This is a genomic window from Sinanaerobacter chloroacetimidivorans (assembly GCF_018128545.1).
Classification (GTDB): Bacteria; Bacillota; Clostridia; order Peptostreptococcales; family Anaerovoracaceae; genus Sinanaerobacter; species Sinanaerobacter chloroacetimidivorans.
Genome location: NZ_JAGSND010000004.1, coordinates 135855 through 161580, shown reverse-complemented (window position 1 = coordinate 161580; position 25726 = coordinate 135855). Strand labels below are relative to the sequence as shown.

General features: G+C 41.7%; 20 protein-coding genes. 8 read left to right on the top strand and 12 right to left on the bottom strand.

Annotated features, from left to right (window positions below; all coding sequences use genetic code 11):
* Positions 1–3: 3 nt before the first annotated feature.
* Together etfB and KCX82_RS08190 are read right to left on the bottom strand one after the other, a co-directional pair.
* Positions 4–792, bottom strand: a complete 789-nt coding sequence (gene etfB / locus KCX82_RS08195; RefSeq protein WP_227017970.1) for an electron transfer flavoprotein subunit beta — start codon at positions 790–792, stop codon at positions 4–6.
* Between the two features lie 18 nt (positions 793–810).
* The gene (locus KCX82_RS08190; RefSeq protein ID WP_227017969.1) at positions 811–1950 is read right to left on the bottom strand and encodes an acyl-CoA dehydrogenase; all 1140 of its coding nucleotides are present in this window, start codon (positions 1948–1950) and stop codon (positions 811–813) included.
* 390 nt (positions 1951–2340) lie between these two features.
* Here KCX82_RS08190 and KCX82_RS08185 point away from each other — a divergent pair, with 390 nt between their 5' ends.
* Both KCX82_RS08185 and KCX82_RS08180 read left to right on the top strand, forming a co-directional pair.
* Positions 2341–3363, top strand: coding sequence for a C-terminal binding protein (locus KCX82_RS08185; RefSeq protein ID WP_227017968.1), 1023 nt, complete (start codon positions 2341–2343; stop codon positions 3361–3363).
* Positions 3350–4858: a UxaA family hydrolase gene (locus tag KCX82_RS08180; protein ID WP_227017967.1), complete on the top strand. Its 1509-nt coding sequence runs from the start codon at positions 3350–3352 to the stop codon at positions 4856–4858. Before KCX82_RS08185 ends, KCX82_RS08180 begins: the two co-directional genes overlap by 14 nt.
* 82 nt (positions 4859–4940) lie before the next feature.
* Here the strand turns inward: KCX82_RS08180 and KCX82_RS08175 are convergent, their stop codons facing one another.
* The 5 genes from KCX82_RS08175 to KCX82_RS08155 form a co-directional block, all read right to left on the bottom strand.
* A complete protein-coding gene (locus tag KCX82_RS08175) occupies positions 4941–6239 on the bottom strand; it encodes a TRAP transporter large permease (RefSeq protein WP_227017966.1) in 1299 nt (432 codons plus the stop codon).
* Positions 6232–6792, bottom strand: a complete 561-nt coding sequence (locus tag KCX82_RS08170; RefSeq protein ID WP_227017965.1) for a TRAP transporter small permease — start codon at positions 6790–6792, stop codon at positions 6232–6234. Before KCX82_RS08170 ends, KCX82_RS08175 begins: the two co-directional genes overlap by 8 nt.
* Positions 6793–6861: 69 nt before the next feature.
* A complete protein-coding gene (locus KCX82_RS08165; RefSeq protein WP_227017964.1) occupies positions 6862–7881 on the bottom strand; it encodes a TRAP transporter substrate-binding protein in 1020 nt (339 codons plus the stop codon).
* A 279-nt stretch (positions 7882–8160) separates the two neighbouring features.
* On the bottom strand, positions 8161–9903 hold the full coding sequence (locus KCX82_RS08160) for a sigma 54-interacting transcriptional regulator (RefSeq protein ID WP_227017963.1): 1743 nt from the start codon (positions 9901–9903) through the stop codon (positions 8161–8163).
* Between the two features lie 129 nt (positions 9904–10032).
* The gene (locus KCX82_RS08155) at positions 10033–10530 is read right to left on the bottom strand and encodes a DUF1836 domain-containing protein (protein ID WP_227017962.1); all 498 of its coding nucleotides are present in this window, start codon (positions 10528–10530) and stop codon (positions 10033–10035) included.
* 222 nt (positions 10531–10752) lie between these two features.
* Here KCX82_RS08155 and KCX82_RS08150 point away from each other — a divergent pair, with 222 nt between their 5' ends.
* The 5 genes from KCX82_RS08150 to KCX82_RS08130 all read left to right on the top strand — a co-directional run bounded on the left by KCX82_RS08150 (position 10753) and on the right by KCX82_RS08130 (position 16454).
* Complete coding sequence (locus tag KCX82_RS08150; protein WP_227017961.1) at positions 10753–11430, top strand: SGNH/GDSL hydrolase family protein; 678 nt, start codon at positions 10753–10755, stop codon at positions 11428–11430.
* Between the two features lie 89 nt (positions 11431–11519).
* A complete protein-coding gene (mutY, locus tag KCX82_RS08145) occupies positions 11520–12599 on the top strand; it encodes an A/G-specific adenine glycosylase (RefSeq protein WP_227017960.1) in 1080 nt (359 codons plus the stop codon).
* A 36-nt stretch (positions 12600–12635) separates the two neighbouring features.
* On the top strand, positions 12636–13673 hold the full coding sequence (locus KCX82_RS08140; RefSeq protein ID WP_227017959.1) for a GGDEF domain-containing protein: 1038 nt from the start codon (positions 12636–12638) through the stop codon (positions 13671–13673).
* A 15-nt stretch (positions 13674–13688) separates the two neighbouring features.
* Positions 13689–15323 carry a putative manganese-dependent inorganic diphosphatase gene (locus KCX82_RS08135; RefSeq protein ID WP_227017958.1) on the top strand — a complete coding sequence of 545 codons (1635 nt, stop codon included), beginning with the start codon at positions 13689–13691 and terminating at the stop codon, positions 15321–15323.
* Between the two features lie 75 nt (positions 15324–15398).
* Positions 15399–16454 (top strand): PTS sugar transporter subunit IIC, encoded by a 1056-nt coding sequence (locus KCX82_RS08130; RefSeq protein ID WP_227017957.1) that lies wholly within the window; start codon positions 15399–15401, stop codon positions 16452–16454.
* Between the two features lie 121 nt (positions 16455–16575).
* On the opposite strand, the gene KCX82_RS08125 is transcribed toward KCX82_RS08130, so the two are convergent.
* From KCX82_RS08125 to KCX82_RS08105, 5 genes are all read right to left on the bottom strand, one after another.
* Positions 16576–19515: a UPF0182 family membrane protein gene (locus KCX82_RS08125; protein WP_227017956.1), complete on the bottom strand. Its 2940-nt coding sequence runs from the start codon at positions 19513–19515 to the stop codon at positions 16576–16578.
* Between the two features lie 41 nt (positions 19516–19556).
* Positions 19557–21212, bottom strand: coding sequence for a phosphoenolpyruvate carboxykinase (ATP) (locus KCX82_RS08120; protein WP_227017955.1), 1656 nt, complete (start codon positions 21210–21212; stop codon positions 19557–19559).
* Positions 21213–21246: 34 nt separating this feature from the next.
* On the bottom strand, positions 21247–23322 hold the full coding sequence (locus KCX82_RS08115) for a zinc ribbon domain-containing protein (protein ID WP_227017954.1): 2076 nt from the start codon (positions 23320–23322) through the stop codon (positions 21247–21249).
* A 26-nt stretch (positions 23323–23348) separates the two neighbouring features.
* Complete coding sequence (locus tag KCX82_RS08110; RefSeq protein ID WP_227017953.1) at positions 23349–23765, bottom strand: hypothetical protein; 417 nt, start codon at positions 23763–23765, stop codon at positions 23349–23351.
* Between the two features lie 213 nt (positions 23766–23978).
* The gene (locus tag KCX82_RS08105; RefSeq protein WP_227017952.1) at positions 23979–24143 is read right to left on the bottom strand and encodes a hypothetical protein; all 165 of its coding nucleotides are present in this window, start codon (positions 24141–24143) and stop codon (positions 23979–23981) included.
* Positions 24144–24368: 225 nt separating this feature from the next.
* Here KCX82_RS08105 and KCX82_RS08100 point away from each other — a divergent pair, with 225 nt between their 5' ends.
* Positions 24369–25724: a radical SAM/SPASM domain-containing protein gene (locus tag KCX82_RS08100; RefSeq protein ID WP_227017951.1), complete on the top strand. Its 1356-nt coding sequence runs from the start codon at positions 24369–24371 to the stop codon at positions 25722–25724.
* The last annotated feature ends 2 nt before the right edge of the window (positions 25725–25726 follow it).

Sequence of the window (25726 nt, the reverse complement as noted above, 5' to 3'; positions counted from 1 at the left end):
CCGTTATATGATATGCTTCTCTCTTAAGCTTCCAACAAGGTTGCTTACCATCTCTTTAGCGGTTTCGCCTTCTACGGTGATGCCTTTTCCCTTCGGCGCAGGGGTAAAGGAACGATATACATTGGTAGGGGATGCCTTCAGTCCGACTGTGCTCAAATCCACCTTAATGTCTTCTGCGTTCCACACCGTGATTTCCTGGGTGCAGGCCTTATAGATTCCCGGCACAGACATATATCTTGGTTTGTTCAATTCTTTGATTGCCGTCAGCAGGCAAGGAAGCTGCAGCTTGATTAGTTCATAGCCGTTTTCCAAGGCTCTCTTTACCGTGACTTCTCTGTCGTTCAGCTGAAATTCCTTAACATAAGTAACCTGCGGTAATTCCAACTTTTCCGCGATCTGAGGCCCAACCTGTGCAGTGTCTCCGTCAATCGCCTGTCTTCCGGCAAAAATCAGGTCATAGTCTCCTATTCTTTTAATTCCTGCTGCAAGAGCATTCGAGGTAGCCCAGGTATCTGATCCTCCCAGAGCTCTGTCACTTAATAAAATTGCTTCATCAGCACCCATAGCCAGGCAGTCTGTAAGCATTTCCTTAGCTTGTGGTGGCCCCATAGTCAAAACTGTGACATGTGTATCCGGATATTGATCCTTTATTCGGAGAACTTCCTCCAACGCATTTGCATCGTCATGATTCAGAATACTTGGTACTCCATCCCGAATCAGTGTTCCTTTTTCTGGATCGATTCTAACTTCATTGGTATCTGGCACTTGTTTTACGCATACGATTATTTTCATGATTCTTCCTCCGCAATCCTATTTAAATATATCCCCTGAGATTACCATCTTCATGACTTCAGAAGTCCCCTCATAAATCTCAGTGATCTTGGCATCTCTCATCATTCTCTCTACCGGATAATCTTTGATATATCCATATCCACCATGGAACTGTACGGCTTTTGTAGTAACATACATAGCAGTCTCAGAACAGGATAGCTTCGCCTGTGCTGCCTCCGTTGTGCTTGGAAGGCCTTTTTGTCTTCTGTCTGCAGCATGATAAAGAAGAAGTCTGGAGCCGTCAATTCTGGTTTTCATATTAGCCATTTCAAAGGCTAATGCCTGAAATTTATCTAACGATCTTCCAAATTGTTTTCGAGACTTCATATATGCTACTGTTTGATCAAAAGCTCCTTGTGCAATTCCTAATGCTTGTGCGGCAATGCCAAGTCTTCCGACATCCAGAGAAGTCATTGCAACTTTAAACCCTTTCCCTAGCGTTCCCAGCAAATTCTCTTTGGGTACAATGCAGTCCTCAAATACCAGCTCAGCTGCGATGGATCCTCGAATCCCCATCTTGTTCTCTTTTTTTCCTCTGGAAAATCCGGGCATTCCTTTTTCAACAATAAATGCACTGATTCCCTTTGTGCCTTTGGATTTATCCGTCATCGCCATGATCACATAGACATCGGCGATTCCTCCGCCGGAAATAAAAATTTTACTGCCGTTCAAAACCCAATGATCCCCCTTGTCTACTGCCTTAGTCTGCTGACCAGCGGCATCGGTTCCTGCATTAGGCTCTGTAAGTCCAAAAGCGCCTAATTTTTTACCTGATAACAGGTCAGGCAAATACTTCCTTTTTTGCTCTTCTGTTCCGTATGTAAAAATAGGCCAGCAGCATAAAGCATTATGCGTTTGTACGATTACTCCGTGTGAGCCGCAAACCTTGGACAGCTCTTCGATTGCCATTATGTAAGCAATATAGTCAGCACCTGCTCCGCCGTACTCCTGAGGAAAAGGCATCCCCATTACTCCCAGCTTTCCTAGATGCTCAATGGTCTCATACGGGTACTCTGCCTCTGCATCCAATCTTTCTGCGATTGGTTCTACTTCGTTGACGGCAAATTCCTTAACCATCTTTCTCACCATTTCCTGCTCTTTTGTTGGGCTAAAATTCATTCTATTACCTCCTGTGATTTAAAAATGCAGCATAACTGCTTTCTCATCATAATTTAGCTTACAATTCATAGGTTTTCATAAGGCTTTGATACGCTATCTCTTCCTAACGCAAATACCATGCCATAGAGAATTCATTTTTTTATTAAATCTTTAGTCAAAAGTAAAAAACCTTCTAAATCCAGTAATCAGGCCATTTATCAATTCTCTCTCTTTATAGCTTTACGAACTCTATAGTTATTTTTAGGTATATGATTTTCTGATGCGTTTCTATTTTTGATGCCCTCACGCATCGTACAATCAAGGTTTAAAAATGTGATTTTCCCATAATTCAGTCGTATCCGCTTGCGGCATAAATCTTGCTACATTGTTTCGTAAATGAAGGAGGAAACCATGATTGGATATAAAGTAGTAATTACAGACCGGGAATACGAGTCCATTGAAAATGAGATTTCTATTTTAGGTCAGATCGGTGCCAGTGTATTCCCTTATCAACTGAAAAGCGAAAAGGATATTATCCGGGTAGCTCATGACTGTGATGCTTTGATAACGCAACATGCGCGGATAACAAAAAAAATCATCGGTCATATGGACCGATGCAAAATAATTGCAAGATATGCTACGGGAATTGATACCATTGATATATCTTCCGCCACCGAAAAAGATATTTGTGTCTCAAATGTTGAGGATTATTGTACAGATGAGGTTTCCACACATGCAGTCGCCATGTTGCTGAATTTAAACAGAAAGCTGCCGCTATACCATTCTTCGGTATCTGAGGGAAACTGGGATTATAAGTCCGCAGCTCCGCTTCTGAGCCTTAGAGACTCCATTGTTGGAATTATCGGATTTGGGCACATCTCCGCCGCCTATCTTAGGAAGCTTCGTCCTTTTTGCGGTGAAATATGGGTTCATAGCAATCATGCTGAAAAAGGACAGGTAGAGAGTCTCGGAGGAAAATTAAAGTCATTTGATGAAATCATAGTGAATGCTGATTACATTACCATTCATTCTCCCCTGACCAGCAAGACCAAAAATCTCTTTCAGAGAAATACTTTTATGGCCATGAAGAAATCTGCATTTATCATCAATGTCAGCCGAGGAGGCCTGATTCATGAGGAAGATTTGATTTGGGCCCTGGAGCAGGGGGTCATAGCGGGTGCTGCACTGGATGTCCTTCAAGAGGAGCCGCCGAAAAAGAGCAATAAGCTCCTTACTATGAAAAATGTGATGCTTACCCCTCATTCCGCTTGGTATTCTACCGCATCGCAAAACAAGCTGCAGAAAACCGTAGCAGAGGAAGTTTTAAGAGTCCTATCCGGATATTTTCCCAAACATCTGGTGAACCCGGAAGTAAAACAGAATTTGAAGCTGAAGGAGCTTCATAAGGAGGAAAAAGAAAATGAGTCAAGCTAAAGGTATTAAAATTTATTCCAGGGACAACGTGGCAGTAGCATTGACGCCGCTGGAAAAAGGAAATGTAGCAGAGATTGACAACAGTGAAATCGTGTTACTGGAAAACATCCCTGACGCCCATAAGTTTGCACTGACAGATATTCCAGCGGGGGATCCGGTTATTAAGTATGGCAATACCATAGGTATTACCATAACCGATATAAAAAAAGGAAGCTGGGTGCACGATCATAACATGTCAACCTGCGCCAATACACGAAAGAGTTATGAATATACTTATAATCAAGAAGCTGTTCTCCCGGGCGGCAGCGCAGAAACCTTTATGGGTTACAGTAGGTATGATGGCTCAGTGGGCATCAGAAATCATCTTGCTGTCATTCCAACCGTATTTTGTGCCAACGGTCCTCTTCAAAAGATTGCCTCCATAGCGAAAGAAAAATATAAGAAAACAGAAAACTTTGACGGCATCCTTCCGCTGACGCACCCTTACGGATGCAGTCAGACGGGAAAAGATTTGGAGACAACGGGCAGGACCATAGCCGGGATTATTAAAAATCCTAATTTCGGAGGAGTGCTGGTTGTCAGTTTAGGCTGTGAGATTAACGATCTGGTGCAGCTGAAAAAATACATGGGAAATTTTGACCCTTCCCGCATTAAATTTTTAGTACTGCAGGAATCGGAAGATGAATTGGCCGACGGGATGGCTCTTTGTGATGAGATTCGGGAAGCAATGAACGAAGACAAACGAACTCCTGCGCCCCTGAGCAAATTGCATATTGCTTTAAATTGCGGCGGCTCCGATGGTTTCTCCGGTATTACGGCCAATAAAATTACAGGCAGTCTGGCAGAACGTCTGGTTTCCGCCGGAGCCACGGTTTCCATGACGGAAGTGCCTGAAATGTTCGGTGCAGAACATATTTTAATGAATCGTGCCATAAACCAAGAGGTCTTTTGTCAAGTCGTGTCCCTGATAGAAAATTATGCAGATTATTTCCAGCGTTACGGAGAAAAAGTCAGTGATAATCCTACCCAGGGAAATAAGGCCGGCGGCCTAAGTACTATCGAAGAAAAGTCTCTGGGCTGTATTCAAAAAGGCGGCAATTGCGCTGTTACGGAGGTTGTTGCCTATGGAGGGAGAGCCAGCAAACAGGGATTGGTTCTGGTCAGCGGCCCGGGAAATGATCTAACTGGGGTTACAGGCCAAATTGCTGCCGGGGCTGTTCTGACGATCTTCACTACCGGCCGGGGAACACCCTGCGGCTTTGCAGGCCCCACCTTCCGGCTGGCTTCCAATAGTGTTCTGGCTGAAAAGAAAAAAGGATGGATCGATTTTGATGCAGGCAGGCTCCTTCGAGTGCAATCACCGCAGGAAGAACAGGAGCTGCAGGATGAGCTCTACCAAAAGGTTCTGGAAGTAATTAACGGAAATTATTTGACAAAAAACGAAATAAACGAATACTACCAGATGGGGATTTTAAGAGATGGGGTGACCCTGTAAAGACTCTCCAAAACAAAAGCTCCCGCCTCGGCAGGAGCTTTTGTTTTATTGGCTTGTACTTTGAAGAGGAGAGATTTACTCACTAAAACAAATTGGGAAGGAACAATACCACAGAAGGTACATAGGTTACAATCAGCAGCACAATCAAACAGGCAATCCAAAATGGGATCATATGCGGCAGCACCTCATCCAGAGTAACCTTGCCTACTTTACATCCAACGAACAGGTTTGCGGCAAACGGAGGAGTAACCATCCCGATTTCAAGATTCAACAACATGATCGCCGCAAAGTGTATGGGATCCACACCGAAGGAAGTTGCTACAGGTATCAGGATAGGACCTAACAGCAGAATGCTTGTATTGGTCTCTAAAAACATTCCTACAATGATCAGCAGCACGTTTAGGATCAACAAAAATACAAATTGTGAATCCGTTACGCTTAACAAGGTATTTGTCAGTACTTCCGGAATCCTGGTAAAGGTAATCATCCTTCCGGCTACTGCGGCAAAGACCATCAGCATCGCTATAGATGCACTGGAAATGGCAGAATCTTCAACAAGGGTTTTTATTTTTTTTTCCGGCCAATTTTTCTTGATTAACGGCATAAAGATCCATCCAATGATCAGACCGTAGAAGACTGCCACCGCACCGGCTTCTGTAGGGGTAAAAACCCCTCCATAAATGCCGTAAAAGATTATGACCGGCATAAGCAGCGCAATGATGGATTCCTTAAATGATTTACCGATACCGCCGAAGTAAAGTGAAAGCTGAAAATTCTCTTTGGTTTTCTCCTGCTTTCTTCCATATGTAAAATAGTTGATTAGAATAAAAGAGATTCCCAGAAAAATTCCGGGAGTTACGGTACATAACCAAACCTTCATTAAGTTTGTACCGGACATCATCGCATAGATAATACCGGGTATACTTGGCGGAATTAAGATACCCAGAAATCCGCAGGCACTGATGAGAGCAGTACTGTATTTTCTATCATAGCCATGCTTCAGCATCTCTGGCAGCATCATCCCCCCAATACCAGTAATGGTAGCAAGAGATGATCCTGTAATTGCCCCGAACAATAGAGATGTAACTACCGTAACAGCACCTACAGCCCCTCTGAGTCTCCCGAATATTGAATTGGAAAAGTTCATAATTGCCGTGGAAATACCTGCTACCGCCATAAGATCGCCAGCAAAAATAAAAGCAGGAATTGCCAGGAATGTAAAAGAATCTAAAGATGCAAATACTGCCGGAGCAACGCTGGTTAAAGGCAGTCCTGAATAAAGCATAACAGCTATAGCAGAAAGGCCCATGCTAAAAGGTACCGGAAATCTGAGAAAGGCAAGAAGCATAAAAACAGTTAAAAACAAAATCAAATTACTCATGCTGCTTCAGAACCTCCTCTTCTCCAGTATCCAAGGTTTTTTGTAAATGAAAGATGAGGATCAAGTTAAATAAGTAATGAAAAGCACATAATATGCTTGAGATTACGATAATCGCCACAATAATCCACATGGGAATCTCCATGGCAACGGAAAGCTGATTTTGTGCTTTCACTTCAAGCATATAATGTGTCATGGTATATACAATATAAGTCCAGAATCCGGTACCAATTATATAGACGATAACATCTGTAAACATCAGCACCTTGCGAACTTTATGATTCGATTTCAAAATGCCTTTTAAGATTGACGGCAAAATATTAATCTCAATGTGACCACGCTCTTTTACAGCTACAGCTGCACCAAGAAATCCTACACCGATATAGATATACCGGATCATTTCTTCTACCCAGGCTAAAGGAAGATGAAGATAATATCTACAGATTACCTGTATCATCAGAAGGCATAGCATTAGAAAAAAGAAAATCACTGTAATATTTTTTTCCAGAAAGCAGATGGCAGCTGAAATTGCTGCAATTTTATTGTTTCTTTCCATAGGGTTCCTCTCAATCTAAGGAATTGTTACCGGAGCAGAACCATACTGCTCCGGCATCCAATTTATGCATTACTGTTCCAATAGCTTTTTCATAACCTCTTGATCAAAATTCTTAGTAGCTTCAGGATCATTCCATACTTTTTTGGCCGCCTCTTTGAATAAAGCATCCAGCTCAGGAGTACTGTCCAAAAGTTGAACTCCGTTATCAGCCATTTCCTTCTCAAACACAGCAACATCTTCTCTCATCATTTTCAATGATACATCAGCGTATTTTGCTCCCAATTCCCTGATGATCGACTGCTGTTCCGGGGATAGCTTATCCATTGTTGCCTTTGAAGTAAACAATGCGGCACCTGCAAATGCGTGGTTGGTTCTTGTCAAATACGGCTGGAACTGATAGAAACCAAAGGTATATGTCAGAATCGGTCCGTTATCCTGTCCATCGATAGCCTTCTGCTGCAATGCGGATGCAACTTCTGTAATATTCATAGCTGTAGGTTGACATCCTATTTCCGTAAAGAACTTAACATACATCGGGTTCTGAGGAGTTCGGATCTTTAAATTCTTCAGATCATCCGGCTTTTGCACCGGCTGTTTGGAATTGGTTAAATAACGGAAATCACTGTCGGTAAATCCTAGAATTTCCATACCCTTTTTTTCCATAGTGGACTTTACCGACTCTCCGATCCAACCGTTATAATAAGTACTGTCCACGTCCTCCTGAGAAGGGAATAGATAAGGCAGATTCACATAGCCTATTTCAGGGAAAACGGTTGCATATCCAATGTCAGCAGCCCAAGCCATACCTAAGGTTCCATTCTGAACGGCTTCGGTAATTTCACGGTCACCTCCGTGAACTCCGCCAAAGTCCAATACCAGTTCTATACTTCCGTTGGATTTTTCATAAACTTCATCTTTCATCTGTTCCGCAGCTCTGTACCAAGCATGGGTGGTAGCCACAGTAGATCCGACATGCAGAACGACCTTTTTCTGGCCATCTGCGGAGGCCTCTTTCTCACCGCCGCAACCAGAAAATGCAACAACCAGTGCAAGCACCAATACGCTTGCTATTATTTTTCTTGTTTTCATTGATTAACTCCTTCTCTAGTTTCTTAAATAGGTAACTATGTATTCTAGACTTGCCACATACAGTTACTCCGCAATCTTTATGCCAATCCTTTATATTTTAGAAAAAAATTGCAAATAGGGTTAATCTGTCAATTCCATTGCTGACAGATCTTCCTTTTCCATTGGACATCTGATGCGATAAAGCATCCTATACCAAATCGGCATCAAAAAAAATAAAGCATAGGCAACAGATTGTTTTCTGCTGCTCTATGCTTATCTCTCAAATATTTTCTATTTTTTCTAGAGATTATATTTCTGCAATTTCCGAACAATAGTGGATTGATTTACCTGCAAATAGTCGGCAATCTCTCTTGTGGTTCTAAATCTGCTTTTTGCCCTCTCAAGAATCAGTTTTTCAAGTGCATCCAATGATTCCTGCAAATTAAGCTCCTCATTCTGCGCTACAATATTGATCATTCTCTTATTAATATTCGCATTGGGGTCAATATTCCAAGGAAGGTCTTCAGGCTGCAAATATTCATTATTACTGACGATTACCATATTTTCAATGACATTTTTTAATTGTCTGACGTTTCCATGCCATAGATGCTTTTCCATTTCTTTTATGATATCATAGGTGAGGATCTTACTTTGTCCATATTTTTTGTTGAATCTAGCCAAGAACAACATACTTAAAGGGGCAATGTCATCCATCCTTTTCCTTAAAGGCGGCACATTGATCTTTACCACATTCAGCCTGTAAAACAAGTCTTCCCTGAAAGTGCCCTCCTCTACCATTTCTTCCAGATTTCTGTTAGTCGCAGCAATAATTCGTACATCGATGATTTTACCGTTAACGGAACCGACTCTTCTGATTTCTTTGGTCTCCAGAACTCTAAGAAGTTTTACCTGAAAGTCTAAGGGGGTCTCCCCAATTTCATCAAGAAATGCCACTCCTCCGTCGGCCATCTCAAGCAGTCCTTCCTTCCCGGACTGAGATGCCCCGGTAAAAGCCCCTTTTTCATAGCCAAACAATTCTGATTCCAATAAATTAGCTGGAATCGCTCCACAGTTTATGGTTACAAAATGCTTATCCTTTCTTAGGCTGCAGGAATGGATGTACTTCGCAACTTCCTCTTTTCCCACTCCGGATTCCCCAAGAATCAATACGGTGGCCTGGAAGTTGGCAACTTTTTCTGCCAGGGCCAGAACTTCCTGCATTTTATGACTTACAGCTAAAATATTCTTTCCTTCCTTTTCTGCACCTTCCGAGTAATCAATATAGTTTTGAAGATACATCTTCTCCATTTTTTGTGACTTCAAAAGCTCTTCTCTAAGCTGGTAAATTTCTGAAATATCTCTGGCATTGATGACAACCATCTTGATTTCGCCTTTTTTATCAAAAATAGGCTTTCCGGTAACGATAATATTTTTCCCGGATTTTGTTACCTGTTTTTTGGATACGGTGCACTTTTGCTCAATTACGACAAAGGCAACCGAATTAGGCATCCAGATAGGATTGATTAGGTCCTTCATATTCTTTCCGTAAAGGTCTTCTTTTTTAATTTCTGCTACCCGCTCATAAGAACTATTTACAAAAAGAACTTCCCCAGTCCCGTCTGTTACCAGGATTCCGTCATGAGATCCTTCCAGAATTTCCTGAAAATCATTAAGCATGCCTTTTTGATGGCTTAATTCCAATTTAAGCAGAGAGCTTTCATAAATATCTAAAATCAAATACGCCTTATCAACATCGCCAGTTGTCTCTTTTAATGCAAAGGACAATATATGCAGAATTCTATTATTTAGAGTAATATGATGTATTTCTCCTTGTTCATTTTCAATATTCTTAAATTCAGGGATAAAATCAGACAAAATTTTGCCGTAGCTTTTTTCTTTTTCTATGTCAAAAAATTTCTCTACTGAATCATTCATAAATTTAACAATACCATCCTCTCCGGTTACGATGATACCGTTGGGACTATTTAAAATGATATCTTTAGATAATTTCTCAAGCTTTAACAATCCACTGCTCTTATCCATACATATCCTCCTTGCTGTCAACAGATGCGATATTGATTACTGATATCTTACACTAAATGTCGAAGGCTTTACAATACTTATTATCTGTAAAATTAAGTAACAGGAGATCACAAAAGGTTCCTGCTCCTATTAAATCTTTAGAATATCCAGTAATTTTTTACATAGCAGCTTCTGCACATAACTGGTAACCGCCAATTTAAAAGCCATCCTTGCAAGATCCTCCCTGTTCATACTTTCATTTATCAAATCTACGGTTTCTTTTAAAGACTCATCTAAAAGCATGGTATATTCGTTATAAAACCTTTCCGCATCCTTCCCTTCCGGCTGGGCTTTCATCAAGAGGTCGGTCTCGCTGACGCTCAGCACCTGTTTCAAGGCGCAAATGGCGGTGAGATATGCCAGATGATCCTTCGTATACTTTTTACCGCTGGCTCTCGGCAGAAGTCCGCTTTTAATATAGTTATTGATCATAGCACCGGTAAGCTGTGCATCTTCCGGTTCCAGGGTATGCTGGCGCTGCATATATCCTACAACCTGATCTTTATAAAGCTCAATGTCAGGCAGGTTCTCCCAGGATGCCGGACGCTCCTTTGATAGTTTCTCCTTTAATTGTGATAATTGATCCATATCATTCTCCTATCCTAACAAATATTTATCATAAAATATTTTTTTTACCTAATGTCTTCCGAACTTTTCGGTCTGAAAGCTTTGCAATTCTTATCATATCACATGTATATAATTTTTTAAATAAGTTTAAAATAAGAAATATAATGTATTGTTATTTTCATAATTGCATAATATAATAATGAATATTATATTACATAGTCTTACAAATCAGGAGGTGATACCATGATAAATTCTGTTTGCATTTTTGGAGATTCTGTAGCAAAAGGCGTCATCTTTGACGCGGCCAAAAATAAATACTGTCTCCTCAAGGAAAGCTTCGCAAACCTGGTTCAAAAGCAGCAAAATATTGCTATTACCAATTATGCCCGGTTTGGATGCACCATAACAGCAGGAAGCGCCATCCTGGCAAAACATCAAAGTAAGCTGAACCAGTTTGATTATACCATTCTTGAATTTGGGGGCAACGATTGTGATTTTAATTGGCAGGAGGTATCCAAAGACCCCTTTGGTGCACATCTCTGCAATACGCCGGCAGACTTGTTTCGTGAACAATATACGGCATTGATAGACCGTGTACGGAAAAACGGCGGCAATCCTGTGCTTCTGAGCCTTCCGCCTATCGATGCCAAAAGGTATTTCAAATGGATCAGTAAGGGTCTAAATGCTAAAAACATAATGGCCTTTCTGGGAGAAGTGGAAACCATCTATCGCTGGCAGGAAATGTACAGCAATATCATACAGGAGCTGTCTTTGAGCTGTAAAGCTCCGATGATCGACATCCGATCCGTTTTCTCCGAAAAGAAGGACTTTAGCGATTATCTCTGCGAGGACGGCATTCATCCAAACGAAAAAGGTCATCAATTAATATCAGAAGCGATTGAAAAGGAAGCATTTCTATAATATGCTTCTTTTCTTTTTTATTCCTGCATGTTACAATGCAATTTACAAGACGAAGTTTGTAGAAAATCATCAAGAGGGAAATAATAAAAATGCAGAAAAACTCCATCGATACGAAGGATCTTTCTTTGATTGTGACGCCCTTATTATCCTGGTATGATCAGCATGCCCGGATATTGCCCTGGAGGGAAAATCCATTGCCTTATCATGTCTGGGTTTCGGAAATTATGCTGCAGCAAACTAGAGTGGAAACAGTGAAGCCCTATTTTGATCGATGGATTGAGAGTCTTCCGACCCTTGCCACTCTTGCTCATGCACCCGAAGAACAAGTGCTGAAGCTTTGGGAAGGTCTTGGTTATTACAACCGTGCAAGAAACATGCAAAAGGCCGCCAAGATGATACTGGACACCTATGGCGGAGAAGTTCCTGCTTCTTACGATGCCTTATTAACCCTACCCGGAATCGGAGAATATACGGCAGGAGCTGTTGCTTCCATTGCTTTCGGTCTTCCCGTACCCTGCGTTGACGGAAATGTGCTCCGGGTTCTGACACGTATTCTGACGGACCAAAGAGAAATTGATCAGACTTCGGTGAAAAAGTATTTTACTGAAGAAATCAGGCTCATCATACCTAGAGAACGTCCCGGTGATTTTAATCAGGCACTCATGGAGCTGGGGGCAACGGTCTGTATGCCCAACGGACTGCCGAAATGCGAGTTATGTCCTTTGCATTTCATGTGCAAGGCCTGTCTTCAAGATAGGGTAATGGAGTTTCCTGTAAAAGCAAAGAAAAAACCACGAAAAAAAGAATATAAAACCATCTTTCTCATTCTAAAAGAAGAGAAAATTGCCATCAGGAGAAGAGAAGAAAGCGGTTTGTTAGCCAACTTATGGGAGTTCCCCGGCACAGCTGGCTTCCTGACTTTAAAAGAAGCAAAAGATCAATTAAACAGTTGGGGACTACTTGCAGAAACCATTGAAGAACTGAATCCGGCAAAGCACATTTTCACACATATCGAATGGCACATGACCGGCTATCTCTGCAAAGTAACCGAGTTTGAGGAACAAAACCATGATTTTGAATGGGTAAGCAAAAAAGATCTGACTGATCATTTTGCAATACCGTCAGCCTATAAGGCTTTTTACATGCAATTACTCTCGATTCTAAAATAATTGGCTCATAGTTATGAGAAAGGAGTACGGGTTTTCATGAAATCCAAATATCGAGGTGTCTTCTCCGCTGTCATCGTTCTTCTTCTCTTACTTTTAATACAAATATTAATGTACGGCGGTTTCTTTCAGGATTTGAATACCGAATCTGAGATGATAGATGATTTCAGCATGATCAGAGGTTCCATCCAGCGATATGTCAAATTAGAATTAGCAAATTCAAAGCCTTACGGCGAAGATATTCCCTTATACATAGACAGTTTACTTTCAAAATACGAAGGCAACCCTGCACTCACGGAGCAAAACAGAATAGAGCGGTTTTACAATCTGGACCGGATGAAACAGCAATGGGAAGAAATTCAGATTCTCGTCGAAAAGTATCATCAAAATCCTACCAAGAAAAGCAAGCAGGATGTGATCCGAAAGAGTGAGGAAATATGGAAAACGACCAACTCCATGGTACTCAGAAATCAGTATAACGAAGATCGGGTAGTTTCCTTTTTTCGGTATTTTACATTGATCATAGGGCTGAATATCGTCGTGATCATTGCCATTTTAATAGTTTATAAAAAGTTTGTACATAATAATCTTGCTGCTTCGGCCATACTCGATCCCTTGACCGGTGCTTTTAACAGGAGATATTTCAGCACCTACCTGGAAAATGAAATCCAAAGTGTGAAATGGAAGCATAAAGCTTTTTCCTTGATCATGGTGGATATTGATCATTTTAAAAAGGTAAATGATACTCATGGTCATGAACGAGGGGACTATGCTCTGAAAGCATTGACGGAGACCATTCAAAACAGTATTAGGCGTTCCGATGTTCTATCCAGAATCGGCGGAGAAGAGTTTATTGTTTTGCTTCCTGATACGGATCTGTCCACTGCAGTTCAGCTGGCTGAAAGGATTCGTAAAAATGCGGCGAATTCTGCCATTGATGGCATCGGTAAATTGACCATCAGCTTGGGAATTACAGAATATAAAGACCAGGATACTAGTCTATCTATTTTAAAAAGAGCGGATCAAGCTCTTTATCTTGCAAAGGAAAACGGCAGAAACCGATATGAAATTATGTAGAAAGTTGAGGCGCTTATGAAAGCAAAAGTATTAGTAGTAGGACATAAAAATCCGGATACGGACTCCATTTGTTCAGCCATAGCTTATGCTGATCTGAAAAACAAAATTTCCGACGAAGAATACATTCCTAAAAGAGCCGGTGAAATCAGCGGTGAAACAAAATTTGTTCTAAATCGTTTTCAGGTGGAAGAACCCGAATTCATCGGTGATGTGGGCACCCAGGTAAAAGACATTGACATGAGAAAAACAGAAGGAGTACAAAGCTGCATATCTTTAAAGAAGGCCTGGACGCTGATGAAGGATGTCAACGTTGCCACCCTGCCCATAACCAATCAGGATCGGTTGGAAGGTCTGATCTCCGTCAAAGATATTGCTACTGCAAATATGGATATCTATGACAATCGCATTTTGGCTTCTTCCCTTACCAATTATAGAAATATACTGGAGACTCTGGATGGGTCTCTCGTTGCAGGAAATGGGGATGGCGTAGTCTCTAAAGGGAAAATCGTCATCGCCGCAGCAAACCCTGATATTATGGAAAGCTATATTGAAGACGGTGATCTTGTCATTCTTGGCAACCGTTATGAATCCCAGCTTTGCGCTATTGAAATGAATGCAGGCTGCATTATTGTCTGTATGGGAGCTCCCATATCGATTACCATTCAAAAGCTGGCAAAAGAAAAAGGATGCAGGATTATCAGCACCCCTCACGATACATACACCGTCGCCAGACTGATTAACCAAAGCACTCCCATCCATTATTTCATGAGAAGTGAAAATCTGGTCACCTTCGAAACTGATGATTACACGCGTGACATTAAAGGCGTCATGGCAAAGGTGCGTCATAGAGACTTCCCTGTTTTAGACGTTTACGGAAAATACTGCGGAATGATTTCCAGAAGGTCTCTGCTTGATGTGAAACAAAAGAAAATTATATTAGTGGATCATAATGAAAGATCCCAATCGGTAGATGGATTGGAAGATGCGGAAATTATGGAAATCATCGATCATCACAGACTGGGAAGTCTGGAAACCATCTCTCCTGTGTTTTTCAGAAATCAGCCGGTGGGATGCACTGCTACGATTATTTTTCAAATGTATGGGGAAAATAAGGTTAAAATCGAGCCAAACATTGCCGGGCTCTTATGTGCTGCAATCATCACCGATACCCTGATGTTCCGCTCACCTACCTGTACCGAAGAAGATCGTAAGGCCGCCGAAGTATTGGCACAGATAGCCGGAATTGAGATAAAGCCTTTCGCAGAAGAACTCTTTCAGGCCGGGAGCAATTTCAAGGATAAATCTATTGAAGAAATTATTTATCAGGATTTTAAACAATTTTTTATTAACGGTGTCAGTTTCGGCGTGGGCCAAAGTACCTTTATGAATGCAATTGAATTACAGGAAGTAAAATCGCGGCTCCTGGCGCATTTTCAATCTGCCGAAAAGCATAAACTGGACATGATGTTTATCATGCTCACCAATATTATTGATGAGTCTACCGAACTATTATATCATGGTAACGGGGCCCAGGAAATTGCAGAAAATGCAATGGAAGTGGAAGCAAAGAACGGTGCTCTGCATTTAAAAGGCGTGGTCTCCCGCAAAAAGCAACTGCTGCCATCATTAATGGCTATATTGCAGCAATAAAATCACCCTTTTACGGGCAAAATCCGGCACGCAGCTTTGGTTGCGTGCTTTTTTATTTCATAAAAGGAGAAACGTATGCAAAAAAATAAAAAGTCACATGAGACAAACTCAACAAACTCAGTCATAAAGAGAGGCTTTCAACGCTATTTTGTCGCAGCCATGTCCGGCATGGCCCTGGGGCTGTTTGCCTCCGTCATTGTCAGCGTGCTTATCACCCAGACATCAAAGATACCTTTGCCAGGCTTTGCTCTATTAGCGCAATTTGCCGAGATCATAGGTGCGAAATCTCCCATTGTCGGCGCTGCTATCGCTGCGGGTATTGCCTATATGCTGAAGCACAAGCCCTTGGTCATATTTTCTTCCTTGGCCGCAGGCGCTTACGGCTACACCCTGGGCGGTCCATTGGGTGCTTATTTTGCCGCGGTTGTCGGAGCAGAAATCGGAGGGCTGATTGCCGGAAGAACCCACTTGGACATTGTCCTGGTACCCTTCACAACCATTATACCCGGCTGCCTTGTGGGTTATTTCGTAGGGCCGGGAGTACAGAGCTTTATGCTGGCATTAGGTGATTTTATCAATATGGCAACAACTTTGCAGCCTTTACCAATGGGCATCATACTTGCCGTCATGCTGGGAGTCGTATTGGTGTCACCGCTTTCTTCCGCAGCACTTGCCATAACTCTTGATTTATCGGGACTTGCCGCCGGTGCCGCAACAGTAGGCTGCTGCGTTCAGATGATAGGATTCGCCGTTTCCAGCTTTCGGGAGAACGGATGGGACGGTGTAATCGGTCAGGGAATCGGCTCCGCCAAGCTGCAGCTCCCCAATATTATGGAGCATCCGAAAATCCTGATTCCCACCGTTTTGACCAGCGCAATTTTGGGCCCCCTCTCCACTACGGTTTTTGGTATGGAAAATGTGGCAATAGGAGCAGGGATGGGTTCCTGCGGATTCGTCGGACAGTTTACGACCTATGCTACTATGACCGAATTTATGCCCGGCGGCCAGGTGATCCTTTATATTGCGATCTTGCATTTCATTCTGCCGGCAATTCTTTGTCTTTTCTTCTCCGAGCTGATGCGCAAGAAAGGGATCATTCACGGCGGTGAAATGAAGTTAAGAATGTATTAATGCCGGGTTAGGAATAAATTGAGATTCAGAATAGTTGAAGTAAAAAAATAATAGATAGAACAAGCATTCATTGCTGTCTATCTATTATTTTTTATTCTTATCTTCTTATTATTTATTATATTTATAGATCTGATGTTCCCGTGTCATCCGCCTGCTGATCTTCAGTCTGGCCGCCAGCCTGGTCTGTTCCCTGAGATTCACGAGGTGCCAGTTGGTTCAGATAGTTCTCAAGCTGTTTCAGGTATTGTCCGTAAGCCGACCAGTCGCCGTTCCTCTGTGCCGCATTTGCGTTGTCAAAGGCCTCATTGGCAAGGCGGATAAGTTCTTCAACGCTAAGCGCTCCGTTACCCGGGGCTCCCGTATTATCCGGAGGCTGTGCCCCGCTGGCTCCCTCTCCAAAGAGAGAATCCAGTGCCGCACTCAGGGTTGGTTCATAGGCAATGCGGTCTCCATAAGCTACAATAACACGTTTTACTTCCGGCAGGCTTCCGGTGTTGGAAGCTTCCAGATATACCGGCTCTACATATACCAGAGATTCTTCGATAGGAATAACGAACATATTTCCTCTGATATAGGTGGATCCTGCTGAATTCCAAAGAGAGAATTCCTTGGAGATTTCCGTATGCTGGTCAATTTGAGATTCAATCTGCATTGGACCATAAACAATTTTGTCTTTGGGGAATTGATATAGAATGAGCTCCCCATAGTTTTCTCCGTCATTCCGTGCCATCAGCAAACCGGTCATATTTTTCTTGCCCCTTGGGGTATAAGGGATGGAGTTAAGGAATTCTACCTTTTCTTCACCCGGCAGCTTCATGATGTAATAATTCGGAGTCATGGAGATTTCTTCCGTACCGAAAATCTCATTGGAGATAGCCCAGAGGTCTTCTCCCTGATAGAATACCTTTACATCATTCATATGGTATCGTTTATAAACATTAGCCTGAATGTTAAACAGCACGTTCGGATACCTGATATGAGATTTTAAGGATTCCGGCATCTGGTCAAAGTTCTTGAACAGCACAGGATAGATTTTTGCATAGGTGTTGGCAACGGGATCCTTGTCATTCACAAGGTAATAGCTTACATCGCCATTGTATGCGTCTATCACTACTTTTACCGAGTTCCTGATGTAATTTACATCGCTGTTTTCCGGTGCAAAGGGCTCCGAATAAGGATAATAGCTGCTTGTGGTATAGGCGTCTATAATCCAGTAGAGCTTGCCGTCTGCAGTTACAATATAAGGGTCGGAATCATACTGAAGGAACGGCATGATCTTCTGCACCCTTTGCATGATATTCCTGTTGATAATGATCCTTGAGTCACTGTCAATGTTGGTGGATACCAACAATTTCAGGCTCTGTTCTCTAATGGCAAATACCACTCTGTTGAACAGATTCAACTTGATGCCTGCGGATCCTTCATAGGTGGAATAAATGTTGCTGTCCCCGCTGGGATAATCGAATTCCTGCTCATCCGTATTGGTAAGGATATAATTGTTCGTCAGTTCTCCGAAATAAATTTCAGGTCGGTTTAGCTTGATTTCATCTACATTGGATACCGGCGGAATGCTGTGGATAAGCATATCCGGCTGCCCGCTGGCGGTAACCTTGTCTACTCTTGACAAGGTGATTCCATATCCGTGGGTATACTTCAGATGTCTGTTCAGCCATTCTTCTCTGATTTGAGTTTCATCGATTTCTCTGGCAGACAGGAAGGTCTGGGTATAATCACCATTTATCATATATCGGTCTACATCTACATCGTTGAATAGGTAATAGAGTCTGATACTTTGGGTCTGGTTGTAGAATTTCTTTGCCGGTTCATAATCATTAATTCTGATGTTAGTTATGGTGTCCATGTTGTTTTGAATATCTTCACTGGTCAAATTGTTATAAGCAGGGAAGGGTTTCACCGTAACATCCTGTAAATCGTATGCCGACTGGGTAAAGACAATATTGTTTCTCAGGTATTGGCTCTCCTTGTTGATCTCATCCGGGGAAACCACTAAGTTCTGCACCAGAAGACTCGCTCCGGTACCTGCAGCACCCAGAATGATCATAATAATCGGAACCGTTAAAACCATTTTATAGCTTCTTTTTCCAATTCCCATAGCAAAACCAATGGCAGCCAGCACTGAAAATACAACCATGGCTCTGTACACCCACAAGGTGACGTTGATATCGGTAAAACCTGCACCATACAGTACCCCGGTATGGGAGTACAAGAGCTCATACTGTCTCAGATAAAAGTTCGCTCCAACCATGAGAAAGAAAATAACGCCTAAAATGATCAGTTGTTTGGAAGCAATGCTGATAAGCTGCTTAAAATTGTCATCATTAAACTGCTTTTTCGGTCTTTGGTTAAACCCTCCGGGATTGAAATTCTGTCCAAATTTGTCAAAGGCTCCTCCAAATACGCCGCTGAACGGATTATTGTAGTTGCCGTTAAATCTTTGGCCGTCATTAGGGTCTGCGTAATCCGTCTGACCCTGGGTGTCCCGTTCAAAGATCTTTGGTCTTCTCATGGAGAGAAGCAGGAAGTAATAAAGCAAGGTCAGCACTCCAAAGGCTATGACGATCCCAATAACGATACCATTGAGTTGTTTTATAAATTCCAGCCTGAAGACATAGAAGGAAACATCCAGATTAAAAATTGGATCTGCGATTCCAAAGCTAGTACTGTTTCCAAATTTGAGTATTTGGAACCAAAGGCTTGTTACGGTAGTTACCGTCACCAGAATTCCAAAGACTGCGCTTAGCCCAAGGGAAATGCGATTCAGTGTTTTTTCACTGACTGCCGGGGAATCCACCGTATCAATCTTCTTATAGTACCCTCTTTTCAACACTCGTAAATAAAAATAGGTTAACAGGGTAATCACGACAAAGGATGGTATCCCAATTTGCAATTGCGTAAACAGCTGTTTAAAGAAGACACTCGTATAACCTAACTCTTTAAACCATAAATAATCAGCTATAAAACTTACAAGCCCGCTAAATCCGGCAATAAGAATCAGTAGTATCGCTATGATGATGCCTAATCCTAATTTTTTTTTCTCCAAATTATTCCCCCCTCAATATCTGCACAATTGGTGTGCCTCCGTTATTTTAGTTGTTGTATTAACCTCTGGATTGCCAGTTTGGCTTCCTCAGGCAGATTATCTCTTCCGCCTTTAAAGTCAATCAATGAATCCAGATATGTAACCCTGTTGTTCATGCTTTTTACAAGCAGATCCATATATTCTTTATTGCCGAAATCCGGTTCAAAACCCGGTATCACCAGCATCTTCATATCATTTAAGTTCCCGAAGCTTACAAATTCCGCTGTCTCATCCACGATGCTTTCAATGATGCCGATGGTTACTTCCTTAGGGATTTTCTTGTCCAGGAAGTGTCCCGTGTTAATAATAAAGCATTCTACACCCCTCTGTTTAAATAATGCCTTAAACTTGTTGTAGTCTTCCTCCAGAGGATAGGTTCTGAAAGGATTTGCATAGGGTTCAAATACAAGGGCATCCTTATCTACACCGTCTGCCAGTTTTTCTGCCGTCGTTCGTTTTGTAGCGAGCACAGCACCCATCACCGATGCCAGTACCGGATTTTCAATTTTAATAACAGGCGGCAGAGAATGATCCTTCATCAGCCAAACAATGCTGTTGATGGGCTCATCCAGTTTATCTACCCTGTTTTCCGCCCATAACTTTGATTTGATGGCTCTTCCGTTGCCGTTTCTTAAATCTTCTGTAACAATCACCAATTTTCCGTCACAGTCAATGGTAGCTCCGCAGTTCTGAACTGTGACTAAATATTTATTATCCGGAGATGTTAACGGATAATCCTGGGTCTTGTCAAAATATGAAGGCTCTAACGCTACAGAAGACCCATTTTCGGTGGAAATTACATAAGCATCATCATGGAGTACTGTCACTTCGTATTTACCGTCATGCTTTGCATGCGTTAATGTAGATTTACCCGATCCTGACAGTCCGAAAACACCCATTACGTGTTTTTTTTCATCTTTTCTGATCATTCTTTTCAAACCACCGTGACAGGAAGCGTACCCGTTTCGATTTGCAACCCCCCAGGCGATTGTTAACGTACCCTTTTTGTGTTCGCCGAAATACCGTAAGCCCAGCAGTGCTGCGCAGTTGTGTTCCGGGTCAAAATAAGCAATTCCATTTGGATATCTTGGATCTTTCCAATCAGGATCCGACAGTATGAAGATGTCGGGCTCCTCTCCCAGTTTTGCTGACCGCTGATACATTTCATTGTAGTGTTCATTCAAACTCTGAAAATTTAACAGCCAGTTATAAACCGTGTTTTCGTAAGTTTCTGGGACAAGTAGATTGGCTTTTACCATGAAGTCCTCATCAAGGCCGATATAGGCTTCTGTATGGATCATTTTTTTATACCGGGTTCCATATGCCGCTTCCCTGAGGATTGATGCATATTCAGGTTCTGATATGTCTTTTTCCCCCAAAATGATCCTCGCACCTGCAAATCTTCCAACAGTTTCTCCATCGTTAAAGAGTAAAACGTTTGCGCTTTCCGGTAGCCCTATCTTCTGCGGATCAAACACGGGCATGTCGGTTACGATAGTACCCATGGCGTGTTTGGCCATCTCATAGGCTTCTTCAAGCTCGATCACCTTTCTCACGTTGTTTCCATAAAAAGCCGTCTCGATCGTTGTTCTGGACGGTGAAAAAGCTACGTTTCCCGTTGTGATTCTGCTTCTTTCAAACCTTGAATTTGTTGCCATTTTAACATCTCCTTTTGATTTCACTTGGTTGTATTTAAAATTTAAAATAGTTAACAATCTTCATTTGGTTTTCAGATGGTTCAAGGTAATATATCCAGTTGTATTTCTTATCGGCAGTGGATCCTTTTTCGGTAATCCGGATTTCTTCATGAACCCAGATATAAAATCCGTTTTGCCCCTGCCTGATTTCACCTATCTCTAACAGTTTAAAGGTTTCCTTTACTTTTCCTATCTTTGAAAAGCTCACTGCGTTTTGATAAGCTTTACTATCTTTTTTTATATAATTCAGTACCTCTTTACTTTCTCCGTTTACATAATCGATCCAAAGAGAATCAAAAGCGATTATGGCTCCTGCTATGGAACTATCGTAATAAATGGTATTTCCCTCTTCAGTGGTCTGCCAGATGTTATTCGCTATGGGCTTCGATTGATTGATGTCTGCGGCTCCATAGTCCTTAGAAGCATTAAAGGCGAGGGAATCATTCGCGGTTATCTTCTCTATATTTTTGTTAAGGTGCAGCTGGGATGTTACCAGTGCATTTTTATCAGTAACAGGGTTTGGGTCAGGCTGCGGATTGTCGGCCTCTGCAGGGCCTTCTTTCTTTGGCTCCACGTCAGCATCATCGGGTGTCGTATCTTCTTCCGGTTTATTTGAATCATTCCCGGAAAAAATATCTTTTATACTATTGATCCAGCCCGTTATCGTTTTGGTGGCTTTGATCTGCCCCTCTGCAAGGTAGGATGCGGCCGCACTCTCCGGGATAAAATATTTGATTCCCAGAACGGTAATCTCCAGTATCAAGATGATCATGATGATGATCAGCAGCCATTTTCCGAGGCGCCCCTTCTTTTCTTTTTTCTTTTCAGGCTGCCCTATTCCTTCATTCTGAGATGCTATAGGATCGAAAGCGTTTGCAGGTATGCTTACTGGTTCCTTTTTTTGCTCTTCAGGCTCCCCGGTTTCCCCTCGTTCCGCCGTGATTTTTTGCTCTGCGGCAATTTCATGTTCTGAGGTTTCACCTGTTTTCACGGTTTCCGATTTTTGTTCATCATGTTCATCATTAGGAACTTTTTGATTTTCCTGTGGATCCTCAGATTTTTCAAATTCCGATTCCTCTTGCTTATCTGACTCCAATTCCTCCAGATTTTTTTTGATGGTTTCATTATCCTGAAGAATCTCATCATTAAAGAAAACAGCTCTTGCTTCGGTCATTTCCCGTAAATGATCCGCCTTAGGCTTTAAAGGAACCTCCTGATTTTCGCCGGAACTGTCCGTCGGAATCTCTTTATATTCTTTCGGTTCCTCTTTCGTTTTTGGCTCCTCTTTCGTCCCCTCTACCGGATCCTCTTCTATTTCTATCTCTTTTTCTTTTACCGTTTCCGTATCTGTCTCATTTTCTGTTTCCGGTTTTTCTTCTTTTTGGGGCTCTTCTGCAATTATTGTTTCCGTATTCGCAAAGGTTTGCTTTGACATGTCCTCCAAAACAGGCTCATCGATACTTTTCAGAATTGATTCCGTTTCCTCTGTTCGTTTTCTTATTTTTTCATATTCTTTATCCAGCAATTGCTGAAACTCTTCATTCTTCTTGCTAAAGGTAAAGAATTTCGAAATATTCGTATCCTGGTTTTTAAATCCGTCCTCTTTGATTTCTCTGAAGAGTTCCTGCTCTAGAAAGCTATCCTCTTCCTGCTGTTCAATTGATCCTTTTACCGGCTCCGGAATCCATTGAAACCTGATATCTTCCGTCTTTCTCGCTTTCGGAAAATCGTGAATATTCCAAACAAATTCACTCCCGGTACCCAGCGGTTCTTTCAGAATCTCTTTTCGCTGCTGATTTTCTTCCGGACCAATCTTTTGCAGTGGATCTTCCGGGACACCCGATTCCTTCGGGCCATCTGGTTCTGCCGATCCATTCAGATGGTCATAAGGAATTACGGGCTGAAATTTGAACTTTTCCAAACGGGGTTCAGGATCATCATAAGGCGGGTTGTACACGACTTCTTCTTTTTCTATGTAATCCTGTTTCCTGTTCTTTTCTATTTCAGTTCCGCAAACTTCGCAAAAGTGATCTGTATCATTAAGTAAATGGCCGCACATTTTACAATACATTTTAACTTCCTCCATGTTAACAGCATTCAATCTCTGATTTGCAATTCGATTTCTTCTTTGGAATAAACTCTTCCGTTTCTCCCTATATTGCTGATTGTACTGTGTCGGCTAACAGTGTGCTTGTCCCCTCCCGGTACAATAACCATGTCTTCATCATCGGGATTCATTGGTTCCGTGCTTTTTACGCTATTGTCCTGCTGTGATTTGCCGATCATATTTTCTTCCATGTTTTGCAATCTTCCGTCTATACTCGTTAATAAATTAACTTCTAACTTAGATTTTTCCTTCCAAAGTTTCAAGCCTCGATAGGCAAACCAAAATAAGGATACTGCAATGATGAAAATGAAAATCAACAGCAGATATCCCATTACCTCAATATTATGAAAATCCCCGTTTCCCAGGGACTGCAAAATCCGTTTCATGGATACGCTAATACCTTCCATATATGGGCGCCTTTATGTATCATAAAATTTTGTTTATATTATAATACAATTTTGTTGGAATATCAAATAAAACACATAAAAAGAGCGGGTAAACTTCCCGCTCCGTATTATAAGAGAGATTTTGATTGAATTCATAGCATAGCGTCAACTGAAAAGTTGACGCTCATGCTTTAAATTCGGGTTTAAAATTGACTCAATTTTAGTTATAAGCATTTAATAATCGGAATTCGTCATATTCATTTTTTTGTTTTTTCCACCTCTGTTTGTAATATCTCTCATGTCACCCTGATCAGTTACATCTCGCATATCATTTTTAGTGGAATTTCTGATTCCGTTATTCGTTGAGTTTTTTGCTTTCGTATTTTGAGTATTTTTCATTTCTAATCCCTCCTTAATCATTATTCTTTACCGATGAATTTCTTATATAAGCGGAAATTCTAGGAATTTTCATTTTCTAATTGAATATAAATAATTGAATGGGTATCACGTTTATCTATCGAGATTTATACATTTTTCATGTTTTGTCTAGTTGTATTTTATCATCGGAGTGATAGAATAAAATTACCAAAGTTTGTATATACAGATAAAAGGAGGATGATTGTTATGGGTAGAGTAAAGGAAAAAATCGAAGCATTTAGTTTGAAAAGAGTCATAAGTTACCTGGATAAAGACCCAGACGAGAATATTCCAAAGGTCATTGATTGGGTCGAGAAGTTCGATAGAGATCATGAATATGCCACACCATACAGACTGGCAAAAGAGGCTCTCAGGGATCCCGAAAACAATTGGAATAAATTAATGAAGAGTCTCTATTCAGATATAGACGAAGGCGTCAGAAAAAAATTATTCGAAAACTTTATCATCAACGCCTTAATTTTGCGAAATGAACGCAGAAAAGAAATTGAGAAAAAATATAATTGCAATGTGCCATGGACTCTGCTTTTAGATCCTACCTCGGCATGCAATCTGCACTGTACCGGCTGCTGGGCTGCCGAATATGGAGACACGCTGTCTTTGAGCTTCGAAGCTCTGGATGACATTATACACCAGGCAAAAGAAATCGGTATGCACATGTTCATATTCACCGGAGGCGAGCCTTTGGTCAGAAAAAAAGATGTAATCAGGCTTTGCGAGAAACATAACGACTGTGTCTTTTCCGCCTTCACTAATGGAACCTTGATTGATGAAGCCTTTGCCGACGAAATGCTGAGAGTGAAAAATTTCATACCTGCCATCAGCGTAGAAGGTTTTGAAGAAGAGACGGATATGCGCCGGGGTAAGGGCACTTACGGGGCCGTCATTCGTGCAATGGATCTCCTGAGAGAAAAGAAACTTCCTTTTGGATTTTCTGCTTGTTATCATCGGAAAAATACCGATGTCATTGCCAGTGAGGCTTACTTTGATGAAATGATAGCAAAAGGCTGCAAATTTGCCTGGATCTTTACCTACATGCCAGTGGGCAAGGACGCCGTACCGGATTTAATAGCTACGGCGGAACAGCGGGAAACCATGTATCGCCAAATTCGAAAATTCCGAAAAGAAAAGCCGATTTTTACCATGGATTTCTGGAACGACGGAGAATATGTAGGAGGCTGCATTGCGGGAGGACGCTGCTATTTACATATTAATGCTGCCGGAGATATAGAACCTTGTGCCTTTATTCATTATGCGGATTCCAATATTAAAGAAAAGACCTTGCTGGAGGCGCTCCAATCCCCCTTGTTTATGCAGTATCGAAAAAATCAGCCCTTTAATGAAAATTTGCTTCGTCCCTGTCCTTTGCTGGATAATCCCGGAAGGTTGGCAGAAATGGTAAAAGAGTCCGGAGCAAACTCCACCGACTTCCAACATCCGGAAGACGTAACGGAACTTAGTGAAAGATGTGTGGAAGCAGCAAATCTTTGGGCACCGGTCGCCGATAAACTTTGGGAAACCCGGCAAAAGAATAAAAATCTCTAGTA